Raw genomic sequence first — 23,320 nt, forward strand, 5'->3', positions numbered from 1 at the left:
CGCGCTGTTATGTTCGCCTCTTTGGGGGTGCGGGCGTGGCGCGGGTGACAGGTGAGGACCGGCTGAGGGTGCCGGTCGGCGACGACGCGGAGCGGTGGACGACGCGCGGGCGGGTCCGCAAGGTGCTCTTCGTGGTCCACAACGTGACCTCGGCGACCCGCCTGCTCGACGTGCTGCCGCTCTTCGACGACGACACGCGCCTGCAACTGCTGGCGACCTGCACGGGCTCGTCGCCGTTCCTCGCCGGGGTACCGGAGCTGATGGCGGCGGCGGGCCTGCCGGTGCTGCCCTGGGAACAGGCGAAGGCGACACCGGTGGATCTGGCGATCTCGGCCAGCTACGGCGGTGAACTGCCACTTCTGCGGGGTAAGTTGGCGATATTGTCACACGGCGTTGGCTACAATAAGAGATTGGCGACACCGGACACCGGACACCGGACACCGGACACGGTGCGCGGAGCGCGTCCGCCGCTGCCGTCGTACCCGCCGTCTCCCGGGGCTCCGCCCCGGACCCCGAACGCGGCTTCGCCGCGTGTCCTCAAACGCCGGACGGGCTGAATTCGCCGACCCACGGTCCGTACATTCCGCCCGGCAACGCACCCGCGCCCGTATTCGGGCTCGCACCCGACTGGTTGCTCCATGACGGGCGGCCCATCGCCGATGTCACCGTCCTGTCCCACCCCGAGCAGCTCGAACGGCTTCGGGGGGCCTGTCCGGAGGCCGTGCCCACCGCGGTGCTCGCCGGGGATCCCTGCTTCGACCGCATACTCGACGCCCTCCCGTACCGGGAGCGGTTCCGCCGTGCGCTCGGCGTGGCGGCGGGCCAGCGGCTGATCGTGGTCAACTCGACCTGGTCGCCCGGCTCCCTGTTCGGTGACGGCGACGGGGATCTGTTGCCGTCCCTGCTCCCCCGGCTGACGGCCGAGCTGCCCGCCGACGAGTACCACCTGGCCGCCGTCCTCCACCCCAACATCTGGCACGGGCACGGCCCCGGCCAGGTCCGCGCCTGGCTGGACCGGGCGCGCCGGGCGGGGCTGGTGCTCGTACCGCCGCTGGAGGGCTGGCGGCAGGCGCTGGTCGCCGCCGACTGCGTGCTGGGCGACCACGGGTCCGTCACCTACTACGCCGCCGCCATCGGCACGCCCGTGCTGCTGGGCGCGTTCCCGGACGCCGCGCTGGACCCGGAGTCACCGGTCGCCGCCCTGGGGCGCGCCGCGCCGCGGCTGCGTCCGTACGAGGGGCTGCGCGCCCAGCTCGACCACGTCGTCGACCGCCACGAGCCCGGCCGCTACCGCGAGTTCGCCGCGCAGGTCAGCTCGGATCCGGGCGGGTCGGCGCGGCTGTTGCGCCGCGTCTTCTACGAGCTCATCGGCATCCCCGAGCCCACCGACCGGCCTGCCCTCCTCGACCGGCTCCCCCTGCCCGCCTTCGAACCGGCGATGCGCACCGCTCCCGTACGGGTCCTCACCCGGCTGCTCGGCGCCGACCCGCCGGAGATCGCCGTCGTCCGCCACGCGGAAGGCGCGTACGAGCCGGAGGGCGACGACGACTTCGGCTGGGACGCCCACACGACGGTCCACGAGGACACCCGGGACGCGGGCCGGCTGGGCATCGCGGACGTGATCGTGCGGTACGGCCGCGCCGACGATCCCCGGGTCGGCCCGCCGGAGGCGTGGACGGAAGAGGTACTGGCCCGGCATCCCGGGTGCGCGCTCGCGGTGTATGTGACGGGGGTGGACCGCTGCGCGGTGCGCGTTCGTGGGGGCGGGGTGGTGTGGTTGTCCGCGACTGCGGGTCCTGACGGGCGTCCCGATCTGTGCGACCCGGCGACGTATGCGTCCGCGTTGCACGCGTGGCTGGCCTCGGGGAAGTCGCTGGCGGAGGTGGTGACTTCGGGGGTGACGGTGGTTACGGGTGGGGTGCGGCACGGTGTGAGGGTGCGGGTTTGATTTCCCCAGCCCCGCCCCTTCCCGCAGCATCTGATGCGCGGCTCCGCCGCGGCCGGGGCTCCGCCCCGGACCCCCGGTCGGGTGCGGCCCGGCGGGCGCTTGTTCCCCAGCCCCGCCCCTTCCCGAAACCGGGGCTCCGCCCCGGACCCCGAAGCACGCTTCGCGCGCTGTCCTCAATCGCCGGACGGGCTGGAAAACCAGCCCGTCCGGCGATTGAGGACGCGCCCGCAGGGCGCCCCCGCCGCAGGCGGCAACCGGCCCGCGGCCGGGGGCCTGGGGCACGCGCCCCAGTTCGGGAAGGGGCGGGGCTGGGGAAAACTAGCCCGCAGCCGCCAGCCGCATCTCGACCCGCGCCACCCCACCCGCATCCCCCACCGACTCGTACAAGTCACGCGCCCAGCGCAAGAAGCGCACCGCACCCCCACCACACCCCGCCCGCAATTCCACCGCGTCCGCGAGCTGAAGCCGGGCCCCCTCCCCCTCCATCGCCTCGATCGCCTCGTCCAAGGAAGCCCGCGCCGCTTCGAGATCGCCCGCCGCAAGAAGCGTCTCCCCCAAGCTCATCCGAACGCGCGCCTCGTTGTAGGAGTCGCGCTCCCGCAACGCGCGGAAGCAGGTGAGCGCGTGCCGCAGCTGGGTCACTGCCTCGGGGTAGCGGCCCTGGCCGCTGAGCGCGCGGCCGAGGTGGTGTTCCAGGAGGGCGAGGGCGCGCGGCGCGTCGGGCGCGCCGTCGTCCTCGGGGCCGACCGCGTCCCAGATCCGCCGGGCCTCGCGGAAGCGCTCCTCGGCGTCCTCGTAGCGCCACTGCCGCAGGCACAGCAGGCCGAGGGACTCCACGGCGCTGGCCCGGCCCCGGTGGTGTCCGGCCGCGCGGTCGGCAGCGGCGGCGGCCGTCAGTTCGCGTTCGGCGTCGGCGAGGCGGCCGAGGCCCATGTAGGCGAAGGCGAGTTGGGACCGCATCCGGCCCTCCGCCCGTGGTTCGTCCGCGGCGCGGCGCCGGGCGGCGGCCACGCCCCGGACGTGGGTCGCCACCCACTGCTCGTGGAAGCCCAGGCGCAGGTGCAGTGCCCACATCGCCTCGCACAACTGCCAGGTGAGCGCGTCGAATCCGTACTCCTCCGCCGCCCGCACGGCCTCGGCGAGGTTCTCGCGCTCGCGGGTGAGCTCCCGCAGGGCGGCGCGGGCGGCCCCGGGCGCGGCGGCGGGCCGGGGCAGCCCGTCGTAGACGGGGCCGAGGTGCCAACGTCCGGGTATCACCCGGTAGTCGGCGGCTGCGGCGAACTCCAGGAACCAGGTGATCACGCGCTCGACGGCGGCCCCGGCCGCCGCGCGGCCGTCCTCCTCGTGGGCCCGCAGCTCGGCGTGGCGGCGTACGAGGTCGTGGAAGCGGTAGCGCCCGTCGGCGACCTCCTCCAGGAGGCGGGCGCCGACGAGTTCCCCGAGCAGGGCGCGGGCCTCGGCGTCGGTGGTCTCCGCGGCGGCGGCCGCCGCGCCGACGGGAACGGCGGGCCAGGGCCACGGGGCGAGCAGCCGGTAGAGGCGGGCGGCCGCGGGGGTGAGGGCACGGTAGGAGAGGTCGGTGGCGAGGCGGGTGGGGTCGGCGGGGTCCGAGGTGCCCTCTCCGGGGGCGAGGGCGGCGAACTCGCGCTCCAGGCGCGCCCAGTCGACGTCGTCCTGCCCGGCCACGAGCGCGCCCGTCTCGCACAGCGCCAGCGGAATGCCCCCGCAGCGGGCCACCACCGCCTCGGCGTGCGTGCGCTGCGCGCCGAGCGGCTCAAGGCCGGCGATCCGGGTGAGCAGCAGCACCGCGTCGGCGGCGGACAGCGGGCGCAGGCGCAGGACGCGGGCGCCGTGGTCGCGTACGAGCTCGGGCAGCCCGTGGCGGCTGGTCACGAGGGTCAGCGCGCCGGGCGCGGCGGTGAGCAGCGGGGCGACCTGGGCCGCCGAGTGGGCGTTGTCGAGGACGACGACGAGCCGCCGGCCGGCGGTGCGGTCGCGGTAGAGGTCGATCTGCGCCTGCTCGTCGGCGGGCACCCGGTCGGCCGGTACGCCGAGCGCGTGCAGGAACCGTACGAGGGTTCCTGAGGGGGTGGCCGCGGTGCCCGGTGCGGCGCCGCCGAGGTCGGCGTACAGCTGGCCGTCGGGGAAGCGGTCCGCGAGGGCGCGCGCGACGTGCACGGCGGTGGCGGTCTTCCCGAGGCCGCCGCGGCCGGTGAGCACGACGATGCGCGGGGCGCCCGCGGCGGTCACGTCGGGGTCGTCGAGGAGGGCGGCGATGGCGCGCCGTTCGGGCTCGCGGTCGGTGAAGGCGGCCGTGCCGGGCGGGAGCAGCCGGGGGCGGTTCGCCTCGGGGGCGCAGGCGGGCCCGGTGGTGTCGCGCAGGAGGTCCGTCTCGCGGAGCCAGGCGATGAGGTCGCGGGCGAAGGCCGGTTCCTCGCGGGCCTGTTGGAAGAGCTCCTCGGCGAGGTCACGGCGTGCGGCCGGGTCCGTGGGGACGGTCGGCGGGAGGCCGGGGTCGTCGTCGCCGTCCCGTCCGCGCAGCCGGCGGGCGAGGGCCGCCAGGCGTTCGGTGGTGCGCCGGCCCACTTCTCCGGCGGCGCCGGACAGTGCGCCCGAAGTCGCCGTGTTCACGGCCGAAAGCACCGCCGCCGTCGTGAACGGATCCACGTCTGCCCTCCCCGGAGTCGCCGATTCGCCCACGCTATCGGGAAGATCGTTCCGTGGGGCGGCTTCCGGGCAAGTGCTCCGGGGGCGGGGCCGCGGGAGGCGGGCCGGCGTGGCGCCCGGGACGGGCAGGGGCGCCACGCACGGGCCGGGGCGGAGCCCCGGTCAGGCCTCGCGGGGCGGGGTCACGACTTGTTGATGCAGGTGTTGCCGGACGCCGCGTTCAGCAGGGCGATGATGTCGATGCTGTTGCCGCACAGGTTGATCGGGACGTGCAGCGGCACCTGGATGACGTTGCCCGAGACGATGCCCGGCGAGCCGGCGGCCACGCCGCGCGCGCCGGAGTCGGCGACGGCCCCTCCGGTGAAGCCCGCGAGCGCGGCGCCGACGGTGGCGGTCAGTGCGACGGTTTTGGCGATTCGAGACATGCGGAGACACCTTTGCTCAGTCGTTCTGGGAGGCACCCGACCGGTGACAGCCGGGGTGAGGCTCAACGCCTGATAGTCACAAAGGTTTCGTACATGGAGCGGACGGGTGACTCGGGACTTCGAGCCCCCTATCCGCCCATTTTCGACATTGGACCGGACGGCCGATGCCGGTGTCCCCCACAGGGCCGGTGACGGCTCCGCCCGCCACCGGCCCCGCGCTCAGCCCTTCTCCGCCGCCATCCGCACGGCGAAGGCCGTGAGCTCCTCCGACCAGCCCGTCGCCAGCCGCGAGGACGTGGCGATGCGGGAGGCGCGGTCGACCAGTTCGCGGATGTGGCGCTCGGCGATGCCGCGCTCCTCGCGCTCCAGGAGGATCTCCCGCAGCAGTTCGGCGTCCCAGTCGTACTCCGGCCCGCCGTCGAGGAAGCCGCGCAGCCGCCACGCGGCGTGCAGGGCGCGGGCGTAGGCGTCGTAGGTGACGTCGAGGTCGGGGCGGCCGGCGAGGGCGCCGCCCAGGCGCAGCGGGTGCCGCACGGCGTACCAGCCGGCCGTGCAGCCCCGGTCGCATCCCGATATGCACCGCCCGGGCCAGGGGTCGTCGAGATACTCGGCGGTCATCGCCTCGTGGGCGTACGTGCCGACCACCCGCTCCAGGCGCAGTTCGTCCCAGATCCGCCAGGCGGCGACGGGCAGCCGGGCCGCGAGCCGGTCGGCGAGGGTGAGGGAGAGGTCGCCCGCGAGGTTCGCGGTGGACTCGCCGAAGCGCCCGGCGTCGCCCGCCCAGCCGTTGCGCTCGTGCTCGGCGGCGCGGCTGACGTGGAGGGTGGGGATGCCACGGCGCAGAGCGGCGTTGTCGCGGACGTCGCTGCGGATGAGGGTGCAGGTGTCGAGGAGTTCGAGGGCGGCCGCGGCGTCGACCGCCTCGGCGGCCTCGGGGCCTTCCGGGTCGCCGCCCGCCGCGAGGTAGCCGGTGAGCAGGACGACCGGGCGCACCCGGTCGACGCCCACCGCGACGAGCTCGGCGAGGGACTCGATCAGCCCGGCGCCCCGGGTGTCGGCGGTGCGCCAGCGCCGGTGTTCGTCGTTGAGGAGGCCGCGCAGGCGCTCCTCCACACGGTCGAGCATGCCCGCGCGCTGGAGTTGGGGGGCCACCTCCTGGGGCGCCGGCGAGCGCGGCAACCTTGGTTGCGCTGTCATCGTGTGCCTCCCTGGATCGGCTCCGGCCTGCGACCGGCCGGGCCGGCGGGTGCTCCGCCGCGCCGGCGGAGCCTGACCGGCCAGAAGGCTTCCCAGCGGAGCGCGTCGGAAGCGGTGGTTTCCTGCCATACCGGATCGAGCCACACGAGGGGGCTCTGCCCGGAATTTGGGCGTCCGGTGGCTGGGGGCCGTCGGCGGTGGCGCGATTCCCGCGGGCCGGCGGGTGGCTCATATGTGGCTGTTGCGCGAAGGCGCCGGGAACTGACCGGGGCTCCGCAGCGTCCCCGGGCGCCCGGTCCGGCGAGGGCAGGCCATCTGTACAGCGCGGCTCCGGCGCCGCTACAAACAGAAGCCCGGAGCAGTGACGCGGGAGGCGACGATGCGCAGGATCGCGATTGTCGGCGCGGGGCAGGGGGGACTGCACCTGGCCCTCGGGCTGGACCCCGGCCGGGGCTACGAGGTGACCGTCCACGCGGCCCGGACCCCCGACGAGGTCCGGGCCGGACGCATCCTGTCCACCCAGGTGATGTACGGCCCCGCCCTCGCCCTGGAGCGCACCGCGGGCCTGCACCTGTGGGAGGCCGGGACCCCGCGGATGGGCTCGCTGCGCATCACCACCACGGACACCACCGTCACCGCCGCGTTCGACGAGCCGGCGCAGTCCGTCGACCAGCGCGTGAAGACGGCACGCTGGCTGGAGCTGTTCGAGGAGCGCGGCGGCCGCGTCGAGTACGGCACGGTGGGGCCGGAGCAGCTGGAGCGGATCGCCGGGGCGCACGACCTGACGGTCGTCGCGACCGGCCGCGGCCCGCTGTCGGAGCTCTTCGGCCGGGACGAGCGGCACAGCCCGTACGACGGCCCCCGGCGGACCCTGGCCGCCGTCTACGTGCACGGCATGAGATCCCTGCCGGACGCTCCCGGGCCGCAGCTGCGCAGCAGCCCGGCGGAGGGCCACGGGGAGTTCTTCACCATGGACGGCACGTCCTTCGACGGGCCCTGCGGGATGCTGCTGTGGGAGGCCGTGCCCGGCGGGCCCCTCGACCGCTGGCAGGACCTCCCCGGCAACCCGGACGCCGTGGTCGAGCGCTCGCTGGAGCTGCTGCGCACCCACGCCCCCTGGGAGTACGAGCTGTGCGCGGGCATGGAGCCGACCGACGCGGGCGCCGCCCTCGTCGGGGCCGTCACCCCGGTCGTCCGGCACCCGGTGGCGCGGATCGCCCCCGGCACATACGTCCTCGGCATGGCCGACGCGGTCGTCGTGAACGACCCGGTGACCGGCCAGGGCGCCAACTCCGCGGCCCGCTGCGCCGACGGCTACCTCCGCTCGATCCTCGCCCACGGCGACGCGCCCTTCGACCGGACGTGGATGCTGCGGACGTTCGCCGCGTTCTGGGAGCACGCCCGGCACTCGGTGACCTTCACCAACCTGCTGCTGGCACAGCCGCCCGAGCACATGCGCCGGGTCCTCGCCGCCGCGGCCGAATACCCGGAGATCGCCCACCGCTACGCCAACGGCTACGCCGATCCGGCCCGTTTCCGGGACTGGCTCCTGGACGCGGACCGCGCCGACGCGTACCTGGCCGCGGTGACCGGCCGGCAGGTGACGGACGCCTGAGCGGTGCCGGAACGATGGCGGTAGCCTGGAATCCGGTGGCGGCCCCGGCCGCCACGCGGCGGTGGGGCCCGCCGTACCCGAACCGCGGCACAGGCGCCGCCAACGGTCCCTACTTGCAGGCACCGCGCGAGTAGGAGGCGTATTTCATGGGCTCGTCACGGGCCGTCGCGGACACTCCCCCGGTGCGTACGCCGTCCCCCGGCCGGCCGGCCGCGCCCGGGCAGTGGCCCGTCGTCTGCGCGGTGTCCCTCGGCGGCGGCGCCGGAGCCGCCGCCCGCTACGGCGCGGGGCTGCTGTGGCCGACCGCGCGGGGCGCGTTCCCCTGGACCACGCTCCTGGTCAACACCGTCGGCTGCGCCCTGATCGGTGTCCTGCTCGTGGTGATCGCCGACCTCGCCGCACCGCACCGGCTGCTGCGGCCCTTCCTCGGCACCGGGGTGCTGGGCGGCTTCACCACGTTCTCCACGTACGCGGTGGACATCCGGCGGCTGGTGGACGACGGCCGCACGGCGACCGCCCTCGCCTATCTCGCGGGCACGCTGCTCGCCGCGCTGGCGGCGGTGTGGGCGGCGGCGAACCTCACCCGGCTGTTCCTGCGCCGGAGGGCACGATGAGACTCCACGGCAACGCACTCCGGCTGACGGTCGTCGTCGGCGAGTCCGACACCTGGCACCACCGGCCGCTGTACTCCGAGATCGTGCACCGCGCCCACGCGGCGGGGCTGGCGGGCGCGAGCGTCTTCCGCGGCATCGAGGGATTCGGCGCCTCCTCCGTCGTCCACACCTCGCGGCTGCTGTCCCTGAGCGAGGACCTGCCGGTGTCCGTGGTGATCGTCGACACCGAGGAGCGCGTACGGGCCTTCGTCCCCGCCCTGGACGAACTGGTCGGCGAGGGGCTCGTGTTGCTCGACGAGGTGGAGGTCGTGCGCTGTACCGGTCGCGACGGGGAGCCGGGTGACGCGGCGTGAACTGGATCGTCGTCGTCGCCGGGGCCATGGTCGGCGCGCCCCTGCGCTATCTCACGGACCGCGCCGTGCAGTCCCGCCACGACTCGGTCTTCCCGTGGGGCACGTTCACGGTCAACGTCGTGGGCTGTCTGATCCTGGGCGCGCTCACGGGCGCGGCCGTCTCCTCCCACGTGCAGCTGCTGCTGGGGACGGGGTTGTGCGGCGCGCTGACGACGTACTCGACGTTCTCGTACGAGACGCTGCGGCTCTCGGAGGAGGGCGCTGCCGGTTATGCGGTGGCCAATGTGGGTGCGAGTCTCGTGTGCGGCTTGGGTGCGGCGTGGGTGGGTGCGGCGCTGGGGCAGGCGGTCGTCGGCTGAGCGGGTTTGTTCCCCACCCCGCCCCTTCCCTCAGCGTCTGATGCTCGGCTCCGCCGAGGCCGGGGCTCCGCCCCGGACCCGTGCCCGAGTGCGGGCCGGTGGGTTTGTTTCCCCAGCCCCGCCCCTTCCCACAGCATCTGATGCTCGGCTCCGCCGAGGCCGGGGCTCCGCCCCGGACCCGTGCCCGGGTGCAGGCCGGCGGGTTTGTTTCCCCAGCCCCGCCCCTTCCCGAAACCGGGGCTCCGCCCCAGACCCCGAAGCACGCTTCGCGCGCTGTCCTCAAACGCCGGACGGGCTGGATTTCGCGGACCGTAGCCAGCGAAATCAGCCCGTCCGGCGATTGAGGACGCGCCCGCAGGGCGCTGGGGGGCCGGGGGTCTCCCCCGGTTTCGGGAAGGGGCGGGGCTGGGGAACAAGCCCGCCGCAGGCGGCAACGGACCCGCACCCCACACCCGGTCACCCCGGCGGCGGCGCAGCCAGATGTTCCAGCAGGACGCCGCGCAGCTCGCGCGCCGCGCGTGGTGGGGCGACATCCTTGCGGTGCGCCACCGCGATCGTGCGCCGCATCCGCGTCCCCTCGAACGGAGTGACCCGCAGGCCCGAGCGGGCCGCCACCATGCCGGGGACGACCGCGAGGCCCAGGCCCGCGCGGACGAAGCCGAGGACCGCGTCCATCTCGCCGCCCTCCACGGTGAAGGACGGTTCGAAACCGGCCGCCCGGCAGGCCGCCGTGGTGATCTCCCGCAGGTCGTAGCCGCGCCGGAACATCACCATGGGCCGGTCCGCGAGCTCCGCCACCCGGATGGCGCTGCGCCGGGTTGGCGGTGGCGCCGAGGGGGCGGTGACGACGACGAGGTCCTCGCGGAGGAGCTCGGTGGTGGCCAGGGCGGGGCCGCCGACGGGCAGCGGGGTGATGATCAGCGCGAGGTCGAGCCCGCCGGCGGCGAGGGTGCGGACGAGGTCCTGCGAACCGCCCTCGTCCACCACGAGCTCGATGCCCGGGTAGCGCGCGTGGTAGGCGTGCAGCACATCGGGGACCAGGCTCGCGCAGAGGCTGGGCGGCGCCCCGAGGCGCACCCGGCCGCGCCGCAGCTGGACGACCTCCTGGACCTCGCGGCGCGCCGTCTCGGTGTCCGCGAGGATCTGCCGGGCGAGCGGCAGCAGGACCTCGCCCGCGTCGGTGAGCGTGATGTTGCCCCGGGCCCGGTGGAAGAGCTCGGCGCCCAGCTCCCGTTCGAGGGCGCGGATCTGCTGGGACAGCGAGGGCTGGGCGACGTGCAGCGCGTCCGCGGCCCGCGTGAAGTGGCGGACCTCGGCGAGCGTGGTGAAGTAGCGGAGCTGCTGGAACTGCACCCGCGCATCGTATATAGCCGGAACCTATCGAGACAGGCTCCGGCATCGATGTTCACCGGCCGGCCCGGGCGGGCCCGTCAGCGCGCCCCGAACACCTGGGTCCACCGGGGTCCGCCCGGCGCGTGGTTGACGCCGACGCCGATCTCCTTGAAGGAGCAGTTGAGGATGTTCCGCCGGTGCCCGTCACTGTGCATCCACGAGTCCATGACCGAGGCGGGGTCCTGCTGCCCGTAGGCGATGTTCTCGCCGTACGTGCTCCAGTGGTACCCGGCGGCGGTGATGCGCTCGCCGGGGCCCGCGCCGTCGGGGTTGGTGTGGTCGAAGAAGTTGCGGGCGGCCATGTCGTCGGACTGGCCCTGCGCCGCGCGGTCCAGGGTGCCGTTCTCGGTGACCGGGGAGCAGCCGGCCTTCGCGCGCTCGGCGTTGACGAGGGCGGTGACCTGCTGCCCGAGCGAGCCGCCGCCGGGCCCGGCGGGCGGCTTGGGGGCCGAGGGGGCCTTGGGGGCGGGGCGGTCGGTGGTGGGGTCCGCCTTCTTCGGCTCGGGTGCCTCGCTGGTGGCAGTGTCCGGGGCGGAGGCCGAGGCGGACGCGCTCGGCTTGGCGGAAGCGCTCGCGGAGGCGCTCGCCCGGGGCGAGGGCGACGCGCTCGGCGGCAGGGCGCCGGTGGAGGCGTCCAGCGCCTTCACCTGGGTGGGTATCTCGTCCCCGGCCGAGACGGGCCGGTCCTTACGGTCCGTGGAGTCGGTGAAGAGGTACATCCCGCCGAGCACACCGCCCGCGACGACGGCCAGGGCGGCGGCCCCGGCGGCGGCCCGCTTCGCGGTGCGGGACCGGGAGGAGGCCCGGTGGCCGTGCGTACGGCTGCCGCCGGTGCGGTGCCGGGCGGCGCGCGAGGCGCGGGAGGCGCCCGGAGCGGGGGCCGAGGCCGCGACCGGCCGCGTGTGGAGCACCGCCCCGCCGCCCCACCAGCCGAGCAGCGCGCCCGCCACCGGCACCAGGCCGAGGCCGACGAGCAGCCGCTCCGCGGGGACCAGCGCGGACCAGGCACCCCCGCACGCCCCGCAGGCCCGCGCGTGCCGGGCGATGCGCTTGCGCCACAGCGCGGACGGGTTGCCGTCCCAGGGTGCGACGAGCTCGGCGAGCTCGCGGCAGCGCGGTGCGGCGCCGAGGGCGCGTACGACGCCGCGCGCCGTGTCCAGCTGCTCCTTGGTGCGCTGGACGCGGACGGCCGTGTGCGCGGGCGACAGCTCCAGCGCGGCGGCGACCTCGGCGCGGGTCAGCTCGCCGGCCGCCTCCAGCCACCACAGGGACAGCACGGTCTGCTCGCCCTCGTCGAGCCAGCGGGTCGCCTCCGCGACCTCCCTGCGCTGGCCCGAAAGGCCCAGCCGCACGATGGTCAGGTCGACGAAGTCCGCGCGGGGGTCGGGGACTTCGGCGACTTCCTGCAGGCCACTGACGGGCGCCTCGGGGCGGGCCCGCCAGTGGCTGCGTATCTGGTTGGTCGTGATGGCCACGAGCCAGGAGCGGAAGCGGGCGGGGTCCCGGAGCTCGTCCAGGCCGTTGATGACCCGCAGCATCGTCTCCTGGACCACGTCGTCGACGTCGGCGTGCCCGTCGAGGGCCCGTCCGACGATGTTGTAGACGAGCGGCAGGCAGTCGGCGACGAGCTCGTCCTGTGCCGCCGGGTCCCCGGCCCGCGCCGCCTCGACCACGGCCACGCTGTCACTCTTCACGCCGCGCCACCCCTTCTCGCTTTTCCGTTCGGTCCGACACATAGGAGACGTGGGACGCCGCGCGGGATAACAGAAAAGGGAGAGGAAATTTTTCAGCAGTGCCGGATCACGGCCTCCGGGCCGCCCGGTTGCGCCCGCCGGGGCCGGGCGACAGCCCTTCTGCGAGTTCGTCGAGGGCGTCCAGCAGGAGGTCCGCGCCGCGCACGGCGACGCCCTCGTCACCGACTTCCGCCTGCCAGGCGGTGAGCACGGCGCGGGGGCCCGTCCAGTCCAGGTGGCCGCGTTCCCGTACGGCTTCGGCCGCGGCCGGGAGGGCCGCCTTGAGGGCCTCGGCGAAGGCCTCGGCGCCCTTGGAGGGTTCGGCGTCGCGGTCCGGGAGGTGAGCCTCCATCAGCATGGTGGCCCGGCCCATGGTGGCGAGCGCCGCCTCCGCCGTGCGCTCCTTCGTACGGGAGATGCCCCGGTGCCGTACGGGCTCGGTCAGGGCGCGGGCCGCCGCCTCGTCCCAGGCGGTACGGGCCGCCCGCGAGTCCAGCAGCGCCTCGCGCACCCGGCGCGGGCGGCGCTCGGCCGGGTTGCCGAACGCGTGGAGCACGGCCAGGCTGTAACGGCCGTTGGCGGTCAGCCAGTCGGCGAGCCGGTCGCGCAGCCGGGGCGTCTCCCAGGTGGGGAAGAGCGCGTACGCGGCCATCGCGAGCAGCCCGCCCAGCAGGGTCAGGGCCACCCGCGCCTGGACGGTCTGCGACCAGTCCCCGCCCGCGATGCCGAGCAGGAAGACGACGTAGGCGGCGATGCACGCGGACGCCACGCTGTAGCCGGTGTTCATCAGGAGGTACATCAGCGCGATGCACAGCACGGCGAGGCCCGCGTTCACCCACGGACCGGGGTGGCCCACGGCGACCAGCGCCCCGCCGATCAGCACGCCGACGACGGTCCCGGCGAAGCGGGCGATGCCCCGCGAGTACGTCTGGCCGAAGTCCGGCCGCATCACCATCACGGAGGTCATCGGCGCCCAGTAGCCGTGTCCGAGCGGCAGCGCGGTGCCCAGCGCGTAGCCGACCAGCACGACCACCGTCACCCGGACCGCGTGCCGCCCGACCGGTGACGACCAGCGCGCCTCGCGGCGCAGGGCGCGCAGCGCCAGCGGCACGAGGCGGGGCACCGAGGGCCGCAGCAGGTGCCGGTGTTCCTCGCCGGCGGCCGGTCCGGTCGAACGGACCGGCTCGTCGGTGGCGTCCACGGCGTCGCCGAGCAGCGCGATCAGCCGGTACGCGGAGCGGCGGGCCGGGCCCTTGAGCATCGGCCCGGACGCGGGCACCTGCAGGATGGCCACCGCCTCGGGCGGCAGCCGCACCGGCCTGCCCCAGCGGATGGCGCGGGCGACGGCGTCCAGGACGGCCCCGGCGGCGGCCAGCAGATCGCGGGCCCGGTCGCGCTCGGGCCCTTCGGCCGGGGCACCCAGCACCGGGTCGGCGATCGACGCGAGCACCGGCCGGATGCGCTCGGCGACCCCGCGCGGACCGCCGAGCTGGCGGGGCCGGCTGCGGGCCTGGCGGGGAGTCAGCTCGGCGGCCTCGCGGGCGTCCATGAGCGGCTGCGGGTCGAAGCGGGCCACGGGGTCGTGGCGGAGTCTTCGCGCGTAGTCCGCCTCGGCGGCGAGCGCGTCGGCGAGCGCGTCGCGCTGGAGGCCCCAGGGGCGGACGGGCAGCAGCACGATCAGCAGCGCTTGGACCAGCCCGCCGACGGCGATGAGCCCGGCGTGCTCCAGGGCGCCGAGTACGGACGTCGGCAGGGTGACCGTGACCAGCATGACGGCGATGGTCTGCGTGGCGACGAGCCCGGACACCGGCCCGACCGCCCACGCCATGCCGGCGAAGAGGGTCCACACCGCCAGCAGCGTGGCGAACAGGACATGGTCGGCGGCGGCCGTGTAGCCCAGGAACGTGCTGATGCCGAGCCCCACCGCCACCGCGAGCGCCAGCACGGGCCGCGGCCGCCAGCTCCGCTGGAACGTCGCCAGGCCCGCGGCGAAGGCGCCGAACGCGGAGGAGACGGCGAGGGTGGGTGTGCCGAGCCAGAGCGTCAGCCCGACCACGATCGCGACCCCGGCCGCGCCGCGGAGGGCGACGAGCGGGGTCAGCTTGGTGCGCTCCACGGTCAGACCGGTCCGCACGGTCTCTCTCAGGGCGCTCGACCAGGTCATGCCCTGAGCTTACGATCATGCCGTCGCGAACCGGCGCTCCGGTCCGCGACGGCGTGACCTGGCATTACCGGCCGTCAGCGGTGGCTGGGGAAGCCCAGGTCCACGCCGCTCTCCGAGGGGTCCGGCCAGCGGGTCGTCACCACCTTGCCGCGGGTGTAGAAGTGCACGCCGTCGTTGCCGTAGATGTGCAGGTCCCCGAAGAGGGAGTCCTTCCAGCCGCCGAAGGAGTGGTAGCCCACCGGCACCGGGATCGGGACGTTGACGCCCACCATCCCCGCGTGGACCTCCAGCTGGAAGCGGCGTGCCGCGCCGCCGTCCCGCGTGAAGATGGCGGTGCCGTTGCCCCAGGGCGAGCCGTTGACGATGGCGAGGCCCTCCTCGTAGGTGTCGGCGCGCAGCACGCACAGCACCGGGCCGAAGATCTCGTCGCGGTAGGCGTCCATGCCGGTGCCGACGTGGTCGAGGAGGGACAGGCCGATCCAGTGCCCGTTCTCGTACCCCTCGACGGTGAAGCCCGTGCCGTCCAGGACGACCCGCGCGCCCTGTCCTGCGGCGCCTTCCACGTAGGAGGCGACCTTGTCGCGGTGGGCCTTGGTGATGAGCGGGCCCATCTCGGAGGCGGGGTCGTCGCCGGGGCCGATCTTGATCTTCCCGGCGCGGTCGACGATCTTCTCCACGAGCGCGTCGCCGGTGGCACCGACCGCGACGACCGCGGAGATGGCCATGCAGCGCTCGCCGGCGGAGCCGTACGCGGCGGAGACGGCGGCGTCGGCAGCCGCGTCGAGGTCGGCGTCGGGCAGCACGAGCATGTGGTTCTTGGCGCCGCCGAGTGCCTGGACGCGCTTGCCGTTGGCGGTGGCCACGGTGTGGATGTGGCGGGCGATCGGGGTGGAGCCGACGAAGGAGACGGCCGCGATGTCGGGGTGCTCCAGGATGCGGTCGACGGCCACCTTGTCGCCGTTGACGACATTGAGCACACCGGCCGGCAGGCCCGCCTCGGCGGCCAGCTCCGCGAGCAGGAAGGCGGCCGAGGGGTCCTTCTCGCTCGGCTTGAGGACGAAGGTGTTGCCGCAGGCGATGGCGAGCGGGAACATCCACATCGGCACCATGGCCGGGAAGTTGAAGGGCGTGATGCCCGCGACGACGCCCAGGGGCTGCCGGATCGCGGCGACGTCGACACCGCTGGACACCTGGGACGACAGCTCGCCCTTGAGCTGCGTGGTGATCCCGCAGGCCAGCTCGACGATCTCCAGGCCGCGGGCGACCTCGCCGAGCGCGTCGGAGTGGACCTTGCCGTGCTCGGCGGTGATCAGCCGGGCGATCTCGTCGCGGTGGGCGTCGAGGAGCGCGCGGTAGCGGAAGAGCACGGCGGTGCGGGCGGCGAGCGAGGAGGTGCCCCAGGTGGCGTACGCCTCCTTCGCCGCCGCCACGGCGGCGTCGACCTCCTCGGCGGAGGCGAAGGCGACCCGGGTGGTCCGCTCCCCGGTCGCGGGGTCGGTGACCGGCCCGAACGTGCCGGAGGTGCCCTCGACGGCCTTGCCGCCGATCCAGTGGTGCACGGTCTTCATCTTCGGGAGCCCTTCTGGAGGATGACTTGGCGGACAGGAGACGGACGGGCGGAAGGCCCTCAGAGATACCGGCGCCGTCCGGCCACGTGCCGTTCGTACTCCTCCCGGGCCCTGACCGCCGCGGGACGGGTCGCGGTCTGGGCGACAGGCACATCCCACCACGCCTGCGCAGGGGGCGCGCCCGGCACTGTGTCGGCCGTTTCGGTCTCCACATAGACACATGTGGGGCGGGTGGCGGCGCGCGCCTCGGCCAGTGCCTCCGCCAGCTCGCCGTTGGTCCGGGCGCGCAGCACCGACATCCCCAGGGAGGCGGCGTTGGCGGCGAGGTCGACGGGCAGGGGGTCGCCGGTGTACGTGCCGTCGGGGGCCCGGAAGCGGTAGGCCGTGCCGAAGCGCTCGCCGCCGACGGCGTCGGAGAGCCCGCCGATGGAGGCGTAGCCGTGGTTCTGGAGCAGCAGGAGCTTGATGGCGATCCCTTCCTGCACGGCCGTGACCAGCTCGGTCGGCATCATCAGATACGTGCCGTCGCCGACGAGCGCCCAGACGGGGCGGTCGGGGCTCGCCATCCGGACGCCGATCGCGGCGGGGATCTCGTAGCCCATGCAGGAGTAGCCGTATTCGAGGTGGTAGTCGCGGCGGCCCCGGGCGCGCCAGAGCTTGTGGAGGTCGCCGGGGAGCGAGCCGGCCGCGTTGACGATCACGTCCGAGGGGTCGACGACCCGGTCGAGGGCGCCGAGCACCTGGGCCTGGGTGGGGCGGGCGTCGCGGTCGGTCCAGGAGAAGGCGCGGGTGACGACCTGGTCCCAGGCGGCCTTGCCGCGGGCGTACTCCCGCTCGTACTCCTCGGGGACGCGGTGACCGGAGAGTGCCTCCAGCAGCGCCTCAAGCCCGGCCCGCGCGTCGCCGACCAGGGGCAGGCCGGAGAGCTTGTGGGCGTCGAAGGAGGTGATGTTGAGGTTGACGAAGCGCACTCCGGGCGCGGCGAAGAGGGTCGAGGAGGCGGTGGTGAAGTCGCTGTAGCGGGTGCCGACGCCGATGACGAGGTCGGCGGTGCGGGCGAGTTCGTCGGCGACGGCGGTGCCGGTGTGCCCGAGGCCGCCCACGTCGCGGGCGTGGTGGTGGGGCAGCGAGCCCTTGCCCGCCTGGGTGCAGGCGACGGGGATGCCGGTGGCGTCGGCGAACGCGGACAGGGCGTCGTAGGCGCCGCTGTGCGGGACGCCGCCCCCGGCGACGAGCAGCGGGCGGCGGGCGGCCCGTACGGCCGCCACGGCCTCGGCGAGGGCGCCGGGGTCGGGCGCGGGGCGGCGCACGTGCCAGACGCGGTCGGCGAAGAACTCCTGCGGCCAGTCGTACGCCTCGGCCTGGACGTCCTGTGGCAGGGCGAGGGTGACGGCGCCGGTCCGGACGGGGTCGGCGAGCACCCGCATGGCCTCCAGGGCGGCCGGGATCAGCATCTCGGGGCGGGTGATCCGGTCGAAGTACCGCGAGACGGGCCGCAGGCAGTCGTTGACGGAGATGTCGCCCGCGCCCGGGTGTTCGAGCTGCTGGAGGACGGGGTCGGCCGGGCGGGTGGCGAAGGTGTCGCCGGGCAGCAGCAGGACGGGGATGTGGTTGATCGTGGCGAGGGCGGCGCCGGTGACGAGGTTGGTGGCGCCGGGGCCGATGGAGGTGGTGACGGCGTGGGCGGAGAGCCGGTCGCGGTGGCGGGCGTAGCCGACGGCGGCGTGCACCATGGCCTGTTCGTTGCGGCCCTGGTGGTAGGGCATGGCGTCGCCGGACTCCAGCAGCGCCTGGCCGATCCCGGCGACGTTGCCGTGGCCGAAGATGCCCCAGCAGGCGGTGATCAGCCGCTGCCCCGTGCCGTCGCGCTCGGTGTACTGGTGGGCGAGGAATTCCACCAGGGCCTGGGCGACGGTCAGCCGCCGGGTGGGAACGGTCATCGGGCCTCTCCCGCGGTGTACAGCGGCAGCCGGGGGTCGACGGGCTGCCCGGGCCAGGTGGCGCGGATCCAGGCGTGGTCGGGGTGGTCGCGGATGAGCCACTCCCGTTCCGCGCCGGGCCCGGCCATGACGTTGAGGTAGTACATGGTGTGGCCGGGGGCGGCGACGGACGGGCCGTGCCAGCCGTCGGGGATCAGCACGGCGTCGCCGGTGCGGACCTCCGCGAGCACGTCCGTGCCACCGCTCCGGGAGGGCGAGACCCGCTGGTAGCCGAGCCCGGCGTCGCCCTCGATCTCGAAGTAGTAGATCTCCTCCAGGCGGGACTCCTCGCCGGGGTGGTGCTCGTCGTGTTTGTGCGGCGGGTAGGAGGACCAGTTGCCGCCGGGGGTGAGCACCTCGACGGCGATGAGCCGGTCGCACGCGAAGGCGTCGGCGGCGGCGAAGTTGTTGACCTGCCGCGAGCAGTTGCCGGTGCCGCGCAGCTCCACGGGGACGTTCGAGGCGGGGCCGTGGCGCGCGGTCAGCCGGTTCGCGCAGCGCGCCCCGGCGAGCGCGAACCGGCCGCCCGCGCCGGAGCCGAGGGTCACCCGCGCGTCCCTCGGCACATACGCGAAGTCGCTCACGCCCTCGAACACGCTCTTCCTGCCGTGCAGTTCGAAGGACTGCCCGTCGACGGTGACCGTGCACCCTCCGGCCAGCGGCAGCACGATCCATTCGCTGTCACCCGCCGTGAAGGTGTGCGTGGAGCCGGGCGAGAGCGTGAGGACGCGCAGCGAGGAGTGGCTCCAGCCGGCCTGCTCGGGCCAGATGTCCAGGACGTACGGGCCGTCGGCCGCGCTGCCCGCCGGGAGGTGATGGGTGGCGAAGGTCATGAGTTCTCGTCTCTCCTGACGCCGTGTGGGGCACAAGCGTCACAGCAGTCCTACGGCCGTGTCGACGGCACCGGCCACGTCGCCGTCGGCCGGATAGAGCAGGGAGCGGCCGGCGACGAGCCCCTTCACGGTGGGCAGCCGCAGGGCCGCGCGCCACTTCTCGTACGCGGCGTCGCCGCCGACGTCGCCGCCGAGCAGCACGGTGGGCAGCGTGGTGGTCTCCAGCACCCGGCCCATGTCGGCGGGGTCGTCGGTGACGGGCACCTTGAGCCAGGTGTACGCGGAGGTCCCGGCGAGCCCCGAGGCGATGGCGATGGAGGTGGTGACGGCCTCGGCGCCCAGGTCGTTGTGGACCCGGCCGGCCACCCGCCGGGAGAGGAACGGCTCGACGAAGACGGGCAGCCGGCGGGCGGCCATGTCGTCGATGGCGCGGGCCGCGGAGTGCAGGGTCCGCAGCGAGCCGGGGTCGTCGTGGTCGATGCGCAGCAGGAGCTTGCCCGCGTCGAACCGGAGCCCGGCCAGGTCCTCGGGGCGGTGCCCGGTGAACCGGTCGTCCAGCTCGAACGCGGCGCCCGCGAGCCCGCCGCGGTTCATGGACCCGATGACGACCTTGTCCTCCAGCGCGCCGAGCAGCAGCAGGTCGTCGAGGACGTCGGCGGAGCCGAGCACCCCGTCGACGCCGGGCCGGGACAGCGCGAGGCAGAGCCGCTCCAGCAGCCCGGCCCGGTCGGCCATGGCGAACGGCCGGTCCCCGACGGCGAGGGCGCCGCGCGCGGGGTGGTCGGCGGCGATGATCATCAGCCGCCCGCTGTCCCCGACGAGCGGCCGCCGAAGCCGGCGCGCGGCGGCTTCGGCGACGGCTTCGGGGTGCGCGGCCCTTACGTTGACCAGGTCGGCGATGTCGATTCTCACGATGACCTTCGGCTTGGCGGATGTTGACGACGGACGCCTGCGGCGGGCTTTTTCCCCAGCCCCGCCCCTTCCCGGCTGCATCCGATATGCGGCTCCGCCGCGTGAGGGGGCTCCGCCCCCAGACCCCCGGGGTGCGGGAATTCAGCCCGTCCGGCGATTGAGGACGCTCCCGCAGGGAGCTCCGCCGCAGGCGCGACGGACCAGCAGCCGGGGGCCTGGGGCGCGAGCCCCAGTTTCGGGAAGGGGCGGGGCTGGGGAACAAAACCCGCGGCTACCCGGAACCCAGCAACCCCTCGATCTCCGATCGCATCGGCATCGCCGAAGAGCACGACAGCCGCGAAGCGACAAGCGCCCCCGCCGCGTTCGCGTAACGCAACGACACCGCCAACGGCCACCCGCTCAGCAACCCGTCACACAGCGCCCCACCGAACGCATCACCCGCCCCCAACCCGTTCAGCACCTCGATCTCCACCGGCGGGACCTCCGCCGTCGTGCCGTCCCGGTGGACCGCGAGGACGCCCTTGGGCCCCTGCTTGACCACGGCCAGTTCGACGCCCGCGTCGAGGAGCGCCCAGGCCGCCGCGAGCGGCTCGCGCTCGCCCGTGGCGACCTCGCACTCGTCGGCGTTGCCGACGGCGACGGTGGCGTGGGCGAGGGCGGCCGCGTAGTACGGCCGGGCGGTGGCCGTCGCTGCGGCACCCGTACGCCCGCCGTCGCCCGAGGCGCCGCCCTCGCCGCCCCAGAACAGCGGGCGCCAGTCGAGGTCGAGCACCGTGGTGCCCCGCTTGGCGCGGGCCGCGAGCGCGGCGAGCGTCGCGGAGCGGCTCGGCTCCTCGCACAGGCCGGTGCCGGTCACCCAGAAGATCCGGGCGGCGCGGACGGCGTCCAGGTCCAGTTCGGTGGTGTGGATCTCCAGGTCGGGCGCCTTGGGGCGGCGGTAGAAGTAGAGCGGGAAGTCGTCCGGCGGGAAGATCTCGCAGAAGGTCAGGGGCGTGGGGTGGGCGGGCACGGGCGTCACCCACCGGTCGTCCACGCCGAAGTCGCGCAGTGCCCGGTGGACGTAGTCGCCGAAGGGGTCGGCGCCGGTGCGGCTGATCAGCGCGGCGCGGCGGCCGAGCCGGGCCGCGGCGACCGCGACATTGGCCGGCGAGCCGCCGAGGAACTTGCCGAAGGTCTCGACCTCCGCCAACGGCACGCCGGTCTGCAAGGGATAGAGGTCCACCCCGACCCGGCCCATGGTGATCAGGTCGTACGGTCCCGTCTCGCTCATGGGTCAGGTCTAGCCGGGCCCCCGCGACCATGTCAAGGAATTGTCCTTACATATAGACGTACCCGGGGCAGACTTGACGTGACGTCCGTATGTCCGGACGTAACCTTGACACCCTGTCCGCCCGGCGGGGAAGCTACGGGGAGCCCCCGCCCCTCGCCCGAGGCGACCCGAGGAGAGCCGCAATGCCCCCCAGCCCCGCTCCTTCGCCCGCGTCCCGCATCCGGGTGGGTTCCGCCCCGGACTCCTGGGGCGTGTGGTTCGCCGACGACCCGGCCCAGGTCCCCTGGCAGCGCTTCCTGGACGAGGTCGCCGACGCGGGCTACGCCTGGATCGAGCTGGGGCCGTACGGCTACCTCCCCACCGACCCCGGCCTGCTGCGCGACGAGACCGGGCGGCGCGGCCTCTCCGTCTCCGCGGGCACGGTCTTCACCGCCCTGCACCGCGGCCCCTCCGTCTGGGAAGCGACCTGGGAGCACGTGTCCGCGGTCGCCGAGCTGACCCGGGCGACGGGCGCGCGGCACCTGGTCGTCATCCCGTCCTTCTGGCGCGACGACCGGACCGCGGAGCCGATCGAGAGCCCCGAGCTGACGGCCGAGCAGTGGCGCCACCTGGCCACGGGCACGGAGCGGCTGGCCCGCGAGGTCCGCGACCGCTACGGCCTGGCCGTCGTCGTCCACCCGCACGCCGACACCCACATCGACACCGAGGCGCACGTCGAGCGCTTCCTCGACGCGACGGACCCCGCGCTGGTCGGCCTGTGCCTGGACACCGGTCATTACGCGTACTGCGGCGGCGACAGCGTCAGGCTCATCGAGACCTACGGCGAGCGGATCGGCTATCTCCACCTCAAGCAGGTCGACCCGGCGGTCCTGGCGGAGGTGGTCGCGAAGGGCACCCCGTTCGGGCCCGCCGTGCGGCAGGGCGTGATGTGCGAACCGCCGCGCGGCGTACCGGCGCTGGAGCCCGTGCTCGCGGCCGCCGCGAAGCTGGACGCCGACCTGTTCGCCATCGTGGAGCAGGACATGTACCCCTGCCCGCCGGACCGCCCGCTGCCCATCGCCCGGCGCACCCGGCGCTATCTGCGGGGCTGCGGCGTCTGACGGCGTTCCCCCGCGCACGGAAACGAGGAGACACCCACCATGACGCAGCAAGGCACGCTCGGCGTCGCCGTCATCGGCACGGGACGGATGGGCGCCGACCACGTCCGGCGGCTCGACCGGGTCATCAGCGGGGCGCGGGTCGCGGCGGTCGTCGACATCGACGGCGACCGCGCCAAGCGGGCCGCGGGCGGCATCGACGGCTGTACGGCCTACACCGACACGGCCGCCGCCCTGTCCGCCCCCGACGTGGACGCCGTGCTCATCGCCTCCCCCGCCCCCGCGCACGAGGCCGCGCTGCTGGCGGCGTTCGCGCGCGACCTGCCTGTGCTGTGCGAGAAGCCGCTGACGCCGGACGCCGCGTCCGCGCTGCGCGTGGTGGAGGCCGAGGCCCGGCTCGGCCACCGGCGCGTCCAGGTGGGCTTCATGCGGCGGTACGACCCGGAGTACCTGCGCCTCAAAGCGCTGCTGGACGGCGGCGGCATCGGGCGCCCGCTGATGCTGCACTGCCGGCACCGCAACGCGGCCACGCCGCCCGGCTTCACCGAGCAGATGATGATCAACGACTCGGTGGTCCACGAGATCGATGTCACGCGCTGGCTCCTCGGCCAGGAGATCGCCGCCGTCACCGTCCTCAAACCGGCCCGCTCGTCCGCCGCGCCCGAGGGCCTCGGCGACCCTCAACTCGTCCTCCTGGAGACCTCCGGCGGCGCCCTCGCGGACGTCGAGATCTTCGTCAACTGCGGCTTCGGCTACCAGGTCCAGTGCGAGGCCGTCGGCGAGCGCGGCAGCGCGCGCATCGGCGACGCGCACGGCCTGCTCGTGAACACGGCCGGCCACTGGGGCGGCGAGATCCCCCAGGACTTCGTGGAACGCTTCCGCGCCGCGTACGGCGAGCAGGTCCAGCGCTGGGTGACCGCCACCCGCGAGGGCCGCACGGAGGGCCCGAGCGCGTGGGACGGCTATGCGGCGGCGGCGACCTGCGAAGCGGGCACCCGGGCGCAGGTGTCGGGTGCCCGCGAGCGGGTGATCCTGGCGGAGCGTCCGCGACTGTACGGCTGAGGGTGCGGGCCGGTTGCCGCCTGCGGCGGGCCTTGTCCCCTATCCCGCCCCTTCCCGAAACTGGGGGCTTCGCCCCCAGACCCCCAAGGGTGCGCAAATTCAGCCCGTCCGGCGATTGAGGACAGCGCGCGA

17 protein-coding genes and 1 pseudogene are annotated in these 23,320 nt (G+C 74.7%); 7 read left to right on the top strand and 11 right to left on the bottom strand.

Annotated elements, in window-relative coordinates; genetic code table 11:
- Positions 1-44: 44 nt before the first annotated feature.
- Positions 45-1,948, top strand: a pseudogene (locus tag DXZ73_RS17360) (hypothetical protein).
- Positions 1,949-2,266: 318 nt separating this feature from the next.
- On the opposite strand, the gene DXZ73_RS17365 reads toward DXZ73_RS17360, so the two are convergent.
- The 3 genes from DXZ73_RS17365 to DXZ73_RS17375 form a co-directional block, all read right to left on the bottom strand.
- Positions 2,267-4,615: an ATP-binding protein gene (locus DXZ73_RS17365; RefSeq protein ID WP_116211905.1), complete on the bottom strand. Its 2,349-nt coding sequence runs from the start codon at positions 4,613-4,615 to the stop codon at positions 2,267-2,269.
- A gap of 182 nt (positions 4,616-4,797) precedes the next feature.
- Positions 4,798-5,040 carry a chaplin gene (locus tag DXZ73_RS17370; protein ID WP_116211906.1) on the bottom strand — a complete coding sequence of 81 codons (243 nt, stop codon included), beginning with the start codon at positions 5,038-5,040 and terminating at the stop codon, positions 4,798-4,800.
- 219 nt (positions 5,041-5,259) lie between these two features.
- Positions 5,260-6,237, bottom strand: coding sequence for a polyprenyl synthetase family protein (locus tag DXZ73_RS17375; RefSeq protein WP_240351388.1), 978 nt, complete (start codon positions 6,235-6,237; stop codon positions 5,260-5,262).
- Positions 6,238-6,616: 379 nt separating this feature from the next.
- On the opposite strand from DXZ73_RS17375, the gene DXZ73_RS17380 reads away from it, so the two are divergent.
- The 4 genes from DXZ73_RS17380 to crcB (DXZ73_RS17395) all read left to right on the top strand — a co-directional run bounded on the left by DXZ73_RS17380 (position 6,617) and on the right by crcB (DXZ73_RS17395) (position 9,178).
- The gene (locus DXZ73_RS17380) at positions 6,617-7,852 is read left to right on the top strand and encodes a styrene monooxygenase/indole monooxygenase family protein (RefSeq protein ID WP_116211908.1); all 1,236 of its coding nucleotides are present in this window, start codon (positions 6,617-6,619) and stop codon (positions 7,850-7,852) included.
- Between the two features lie 146 nt (positions 7,853-7,998).
- Positions 7,999-8,466 carry a fluoride efflux transporter CrcB gene (gene crcB / locus DXZ73_RS17385; protein WP_116211909.1) on the top strand — a complete coding sequence of 156 codons (468 nt, stop codon included), beginning with the start codon at positions 7,999-8,001 and terminating at the stop codon, positions 8,464-8,466.
- A complete protein-coding gene (locus DXZ73_RS17390) occupies positions 8,463-8,819 on the top strand; it encodes a DUF190 domain-containing protein (protein WP_116211910.1) in 357 nt (118 codons plus the stop codon). Before crcB (DXZ73_RS17385) ends, DXZ73_RS17390 begins: the two co-directional genes overlap by 4 nt.
- Positions 8,816-9,178 carry a fluoride efflux transporter CrcB gene (gene crcB / locus DXZ73_RS17395; protein WP_116211911.1) on the top strand — a complete coding sequence of 121 codons (363 nt, stop codon included), beginning with the start codon at positions 8,816-8,818 and terminating at the stop codon, positions 9,176-9,178. The genes DXZ73_RS17390 and crcB (DXZ73_RS17395) overlap by 4 nt, the downstream gene beginning before the upstream one ends.
- Before the next feature lie 456 nt (positions 9,179-9,634).
- Here the strand turns inward: crcB (DXZ73_RS17395) and DXZ73_RS17400 are convergent, their stop codons facing one another.
- From DXZ73_RS17400 to iolC, 8 genes are all read right to left on the bottom strand, one after another.
- Positions 9,635-10,531 carry a LysR family transcriptional regulator gene (locus DXZ73_RS17400; RefSeq protein WP_116211912.1) on the bottom strand — a complete coding sequence of 299 codons (897 nt, stop codon included), beginning with the start codon at positions 10,529-10,531 and terminating at the stop codon, positions 9,635-9,637.
- 77 nt (positions 10,532-10,608) lie between these two features.
- Positions 10,609-12,306 carry a sigma-70 family RNA polymerase sigma factor gene (locus DXZ73_RS17405; RefSeq protein ID WP_116211913.1) on the bottom strand — a complete coding sequence of 566 codons (1,698 nt, stop codon included), beginning with the start codon at positions 12,304-12,306 and terminating at the stop codon, positions 10,609-10,611.
- Between the two features lie 64 nt (positions 12,307-12,370).
- Positions 12,371-14,467, bottom strand: coding sequence for an FUSC family protein (locus DXZ73_RS17410; protein WP_116211914.1), 2,097 nt, complete (start codon positions 14,465-14,467; stop codon positions 12,371-12,373).
- Positions 14,468-14,541: 74 nt separating this feature from the next.
- Positions 14,542-16,035, bottom strand: a complete 1,494-nt coding sequence (locus DXZ73_RS17415) for a CoA-acylating methylmalonate-semialdehyde dehydrogenase (RefSeq protein WP_116211915.1) — start codon at positions 16,033-16,035, stop codon at positions 14,542-14,544.
- 59 nt (positions 16,036-16,094) lie between these two features.
- On the bottom strand, positions 16,095-17,975 hold the full coding sequence (iolD, locus tag DXZ73_RS17420) for a 3D-(3,5/4)-trihydroxycyclohexane-1,2-dione acylhydrolase (decyclizing) (RefSeq protein ID WP_116211916.1): 1,881 nt from the start codon (positions 17,973-17,975) through the stop codon (positions 16,095-16,097).
- Positions 17,972-18,847 carry a 5-deoxy-glucuronate isomerase gene (gene iolB / locus DXZ73_RS17425; RefSeq protein WP_116211917.1) on the bottom strand — a complete coding sequence of 292 codons (876 nt, stop codon included), beginning with the start codon at positions 18,845-18,847 and terminating at the stop codon, positions 17,972-17,974. The genes iolD and iolB overlap by 4 nt, the downstream gene beginning before the upstream one ends.
- A 39-nt stretch (positions 18,848-18,886) precedes the next feature.
- A complete protein-coding gene (locus tag DXZ73_RS17430) occupies positions 18,887-19,759 on the bottom strand; it encodes a Cgl0159 family (beta/alpha)8-fold protein (RefSeq protein WP_116211918.1) in 873 nt (290 codons plus the stop codon).
- Positions 19,760-20,030: 271 nt separating this feature from the next.
- The gene (gene iolC, locus DXZ73_RS17435; RefSeq protein ID WP_116211919.1) at positions 20,031-21,029 is read right to left on the bottom strand and encodes a 5-dehydro-2-deoxygluconokinase; all 999 of its coding nucleotides are present in this window, start codon (positions 21,027-21,029) and stop codon (positions 20,031-20,033) included.
- 182 nt (positions 21,030-21,211) lie between these two features.
- On the opposite strand from iolC, the gene DXZ73_RS17440 reads away from it, so the two are divergent.
- Both DXZ73_RS17440 and DXZ73_RS17445 read left to right on the top strand, forming a co-directional pair.
- Complete coding sequence (locus DXZ73_RS17440; RefSeq protein WP_116211920.1) at positions 21,212-22,129, top strand: sugar phosphate isomerase/epimerase family protein; 918 nt, start codon at positions 21,212-21,214, stop codon at positions 22,127-22,129.
- Between the two features lie 39 nt (positions 22,130-22,168).
- Complete coding sequence (locus DXZ73_RS17445) at positions 22,169-23,188, top strand: Gfo/Idh/MocA family protein (protein ID WP_116211921.1); 1,020 nt, start codon at positions 22,169-22,171, stop codon at positions 23,186-23,188.
- The last annotated feature ends 132 nt before the right edge of the window (positions 23,189-23,320 follow it).

This window comes from Streptoverticillium olivoreticuli subsp. olivoreticuli (assembly GCF_003391135.1).
Lineage (GTDB): Bacteria > Actinomycetota > Actinomycetes > Streptomycetales > Streptomycetaceae > Streptomyces > Streptomyces blastmyceticus.

What these genes read in the sequence shown, in the direction of transcription:
- DXZ73_RS17370 (WP_116211906.1), bottom strand. Translation starts at nt 5,040, where the DNA reads ATGTCTCGAATCGCCAAAACCGTCGCACTGACCGCCACCGTCGGCGCC.
- DXZ73_RS17375 (WP_240351388.1), bottom strand. Translation starts at nt 6,237, where the DNA reads ATGACAGCGCAACCAAGGTTGCCGCGCTCGCCGGCGCCCCAGGAGGTG.
- DXZ73_RS17380 (WP_116211908.1), top strand. Translation starts at nt 6,617, where the DNA reads ATGCGCAGGATCGCGATTGTCGGCGCGGGGCAGGGGGGACTGCACCTG.
- crcB (WP_116211909.1), top strand. Translation starts at nt 7,999, where the DNA reads ATGGGCTCGTCACGGGCCGTCGCGGACACTCCCCCGGTGCGTACGCCG.
- DXZ73_RS17390 (WP_116211910.1), top strand. Translation starts at nt 8,463, where the DNA reads ATGAGACTCCACGGCAACGCACTCCGGCTGACGGTCGTCGTCGGCGAG.
- DXZ73_RS17405 (WP_116211913.1), bottom strand. Translation starts at nt 12,306, where the DNA reads ATGTGTCGGACCGAACGGAAAAGCGAGAAGGGGTGGCGCGGCGTGAAG.
- DXZ73_RS17410 (WP_116211914.1), bottom strand. Translation starts at nt 14,467, where the DNA reads ATGACCTGGTCGAGCGCCCTGAGAGAGACCGTGCGGACCGGTCTGACC.
- DXZ73_RS17415 (WP_116211915.1), bottom strand. Translation starts at nt 16,035, where the DNA reads ATGAAGACCGTGCACCACTGGATCGGCGGCAAGGCCGTCGAGGGCACC.
- iolD (WP_116211916.1), bottom strand. Translation starts at nt 17,975, where the DNA reads ATGACCGTTCCCACCCGGCGGCTGACCGTCGCCCAGGCCCTGGTGGAA.
- iolB (WP_116211917.1), bottom strand. Translation starts at nt 18,847, where the DNA reads ATGACCTTCGCCACCCATCACCTCCCGGCGGGCAGCGCGGCCGACGGC.
- iolC (WP_116211919.1), bottom strand. Translation starts at nt 21,029, where the DNA reads ATGAGCGAGACGGGACCGTACGACCTGATCACCATGGGCCGGGTCGGG.
- DXZ73_RS17440 (WP_116211920.1), top strand. Translation starts at nt 21,212, where the DNA reads ATGCCCCCCAGCCCCGCTCCTTCGCCCGCGTCCCGCATCCGGGTGGGT.
- DXZ73_RS17445 (WP_116211921.1), top strand. Translation starts at nt 22,169, where the DNA reads ATGACGCAGCAAGGCACGCTCGGCGTCGCCGTCATCGGCACGGGACGG.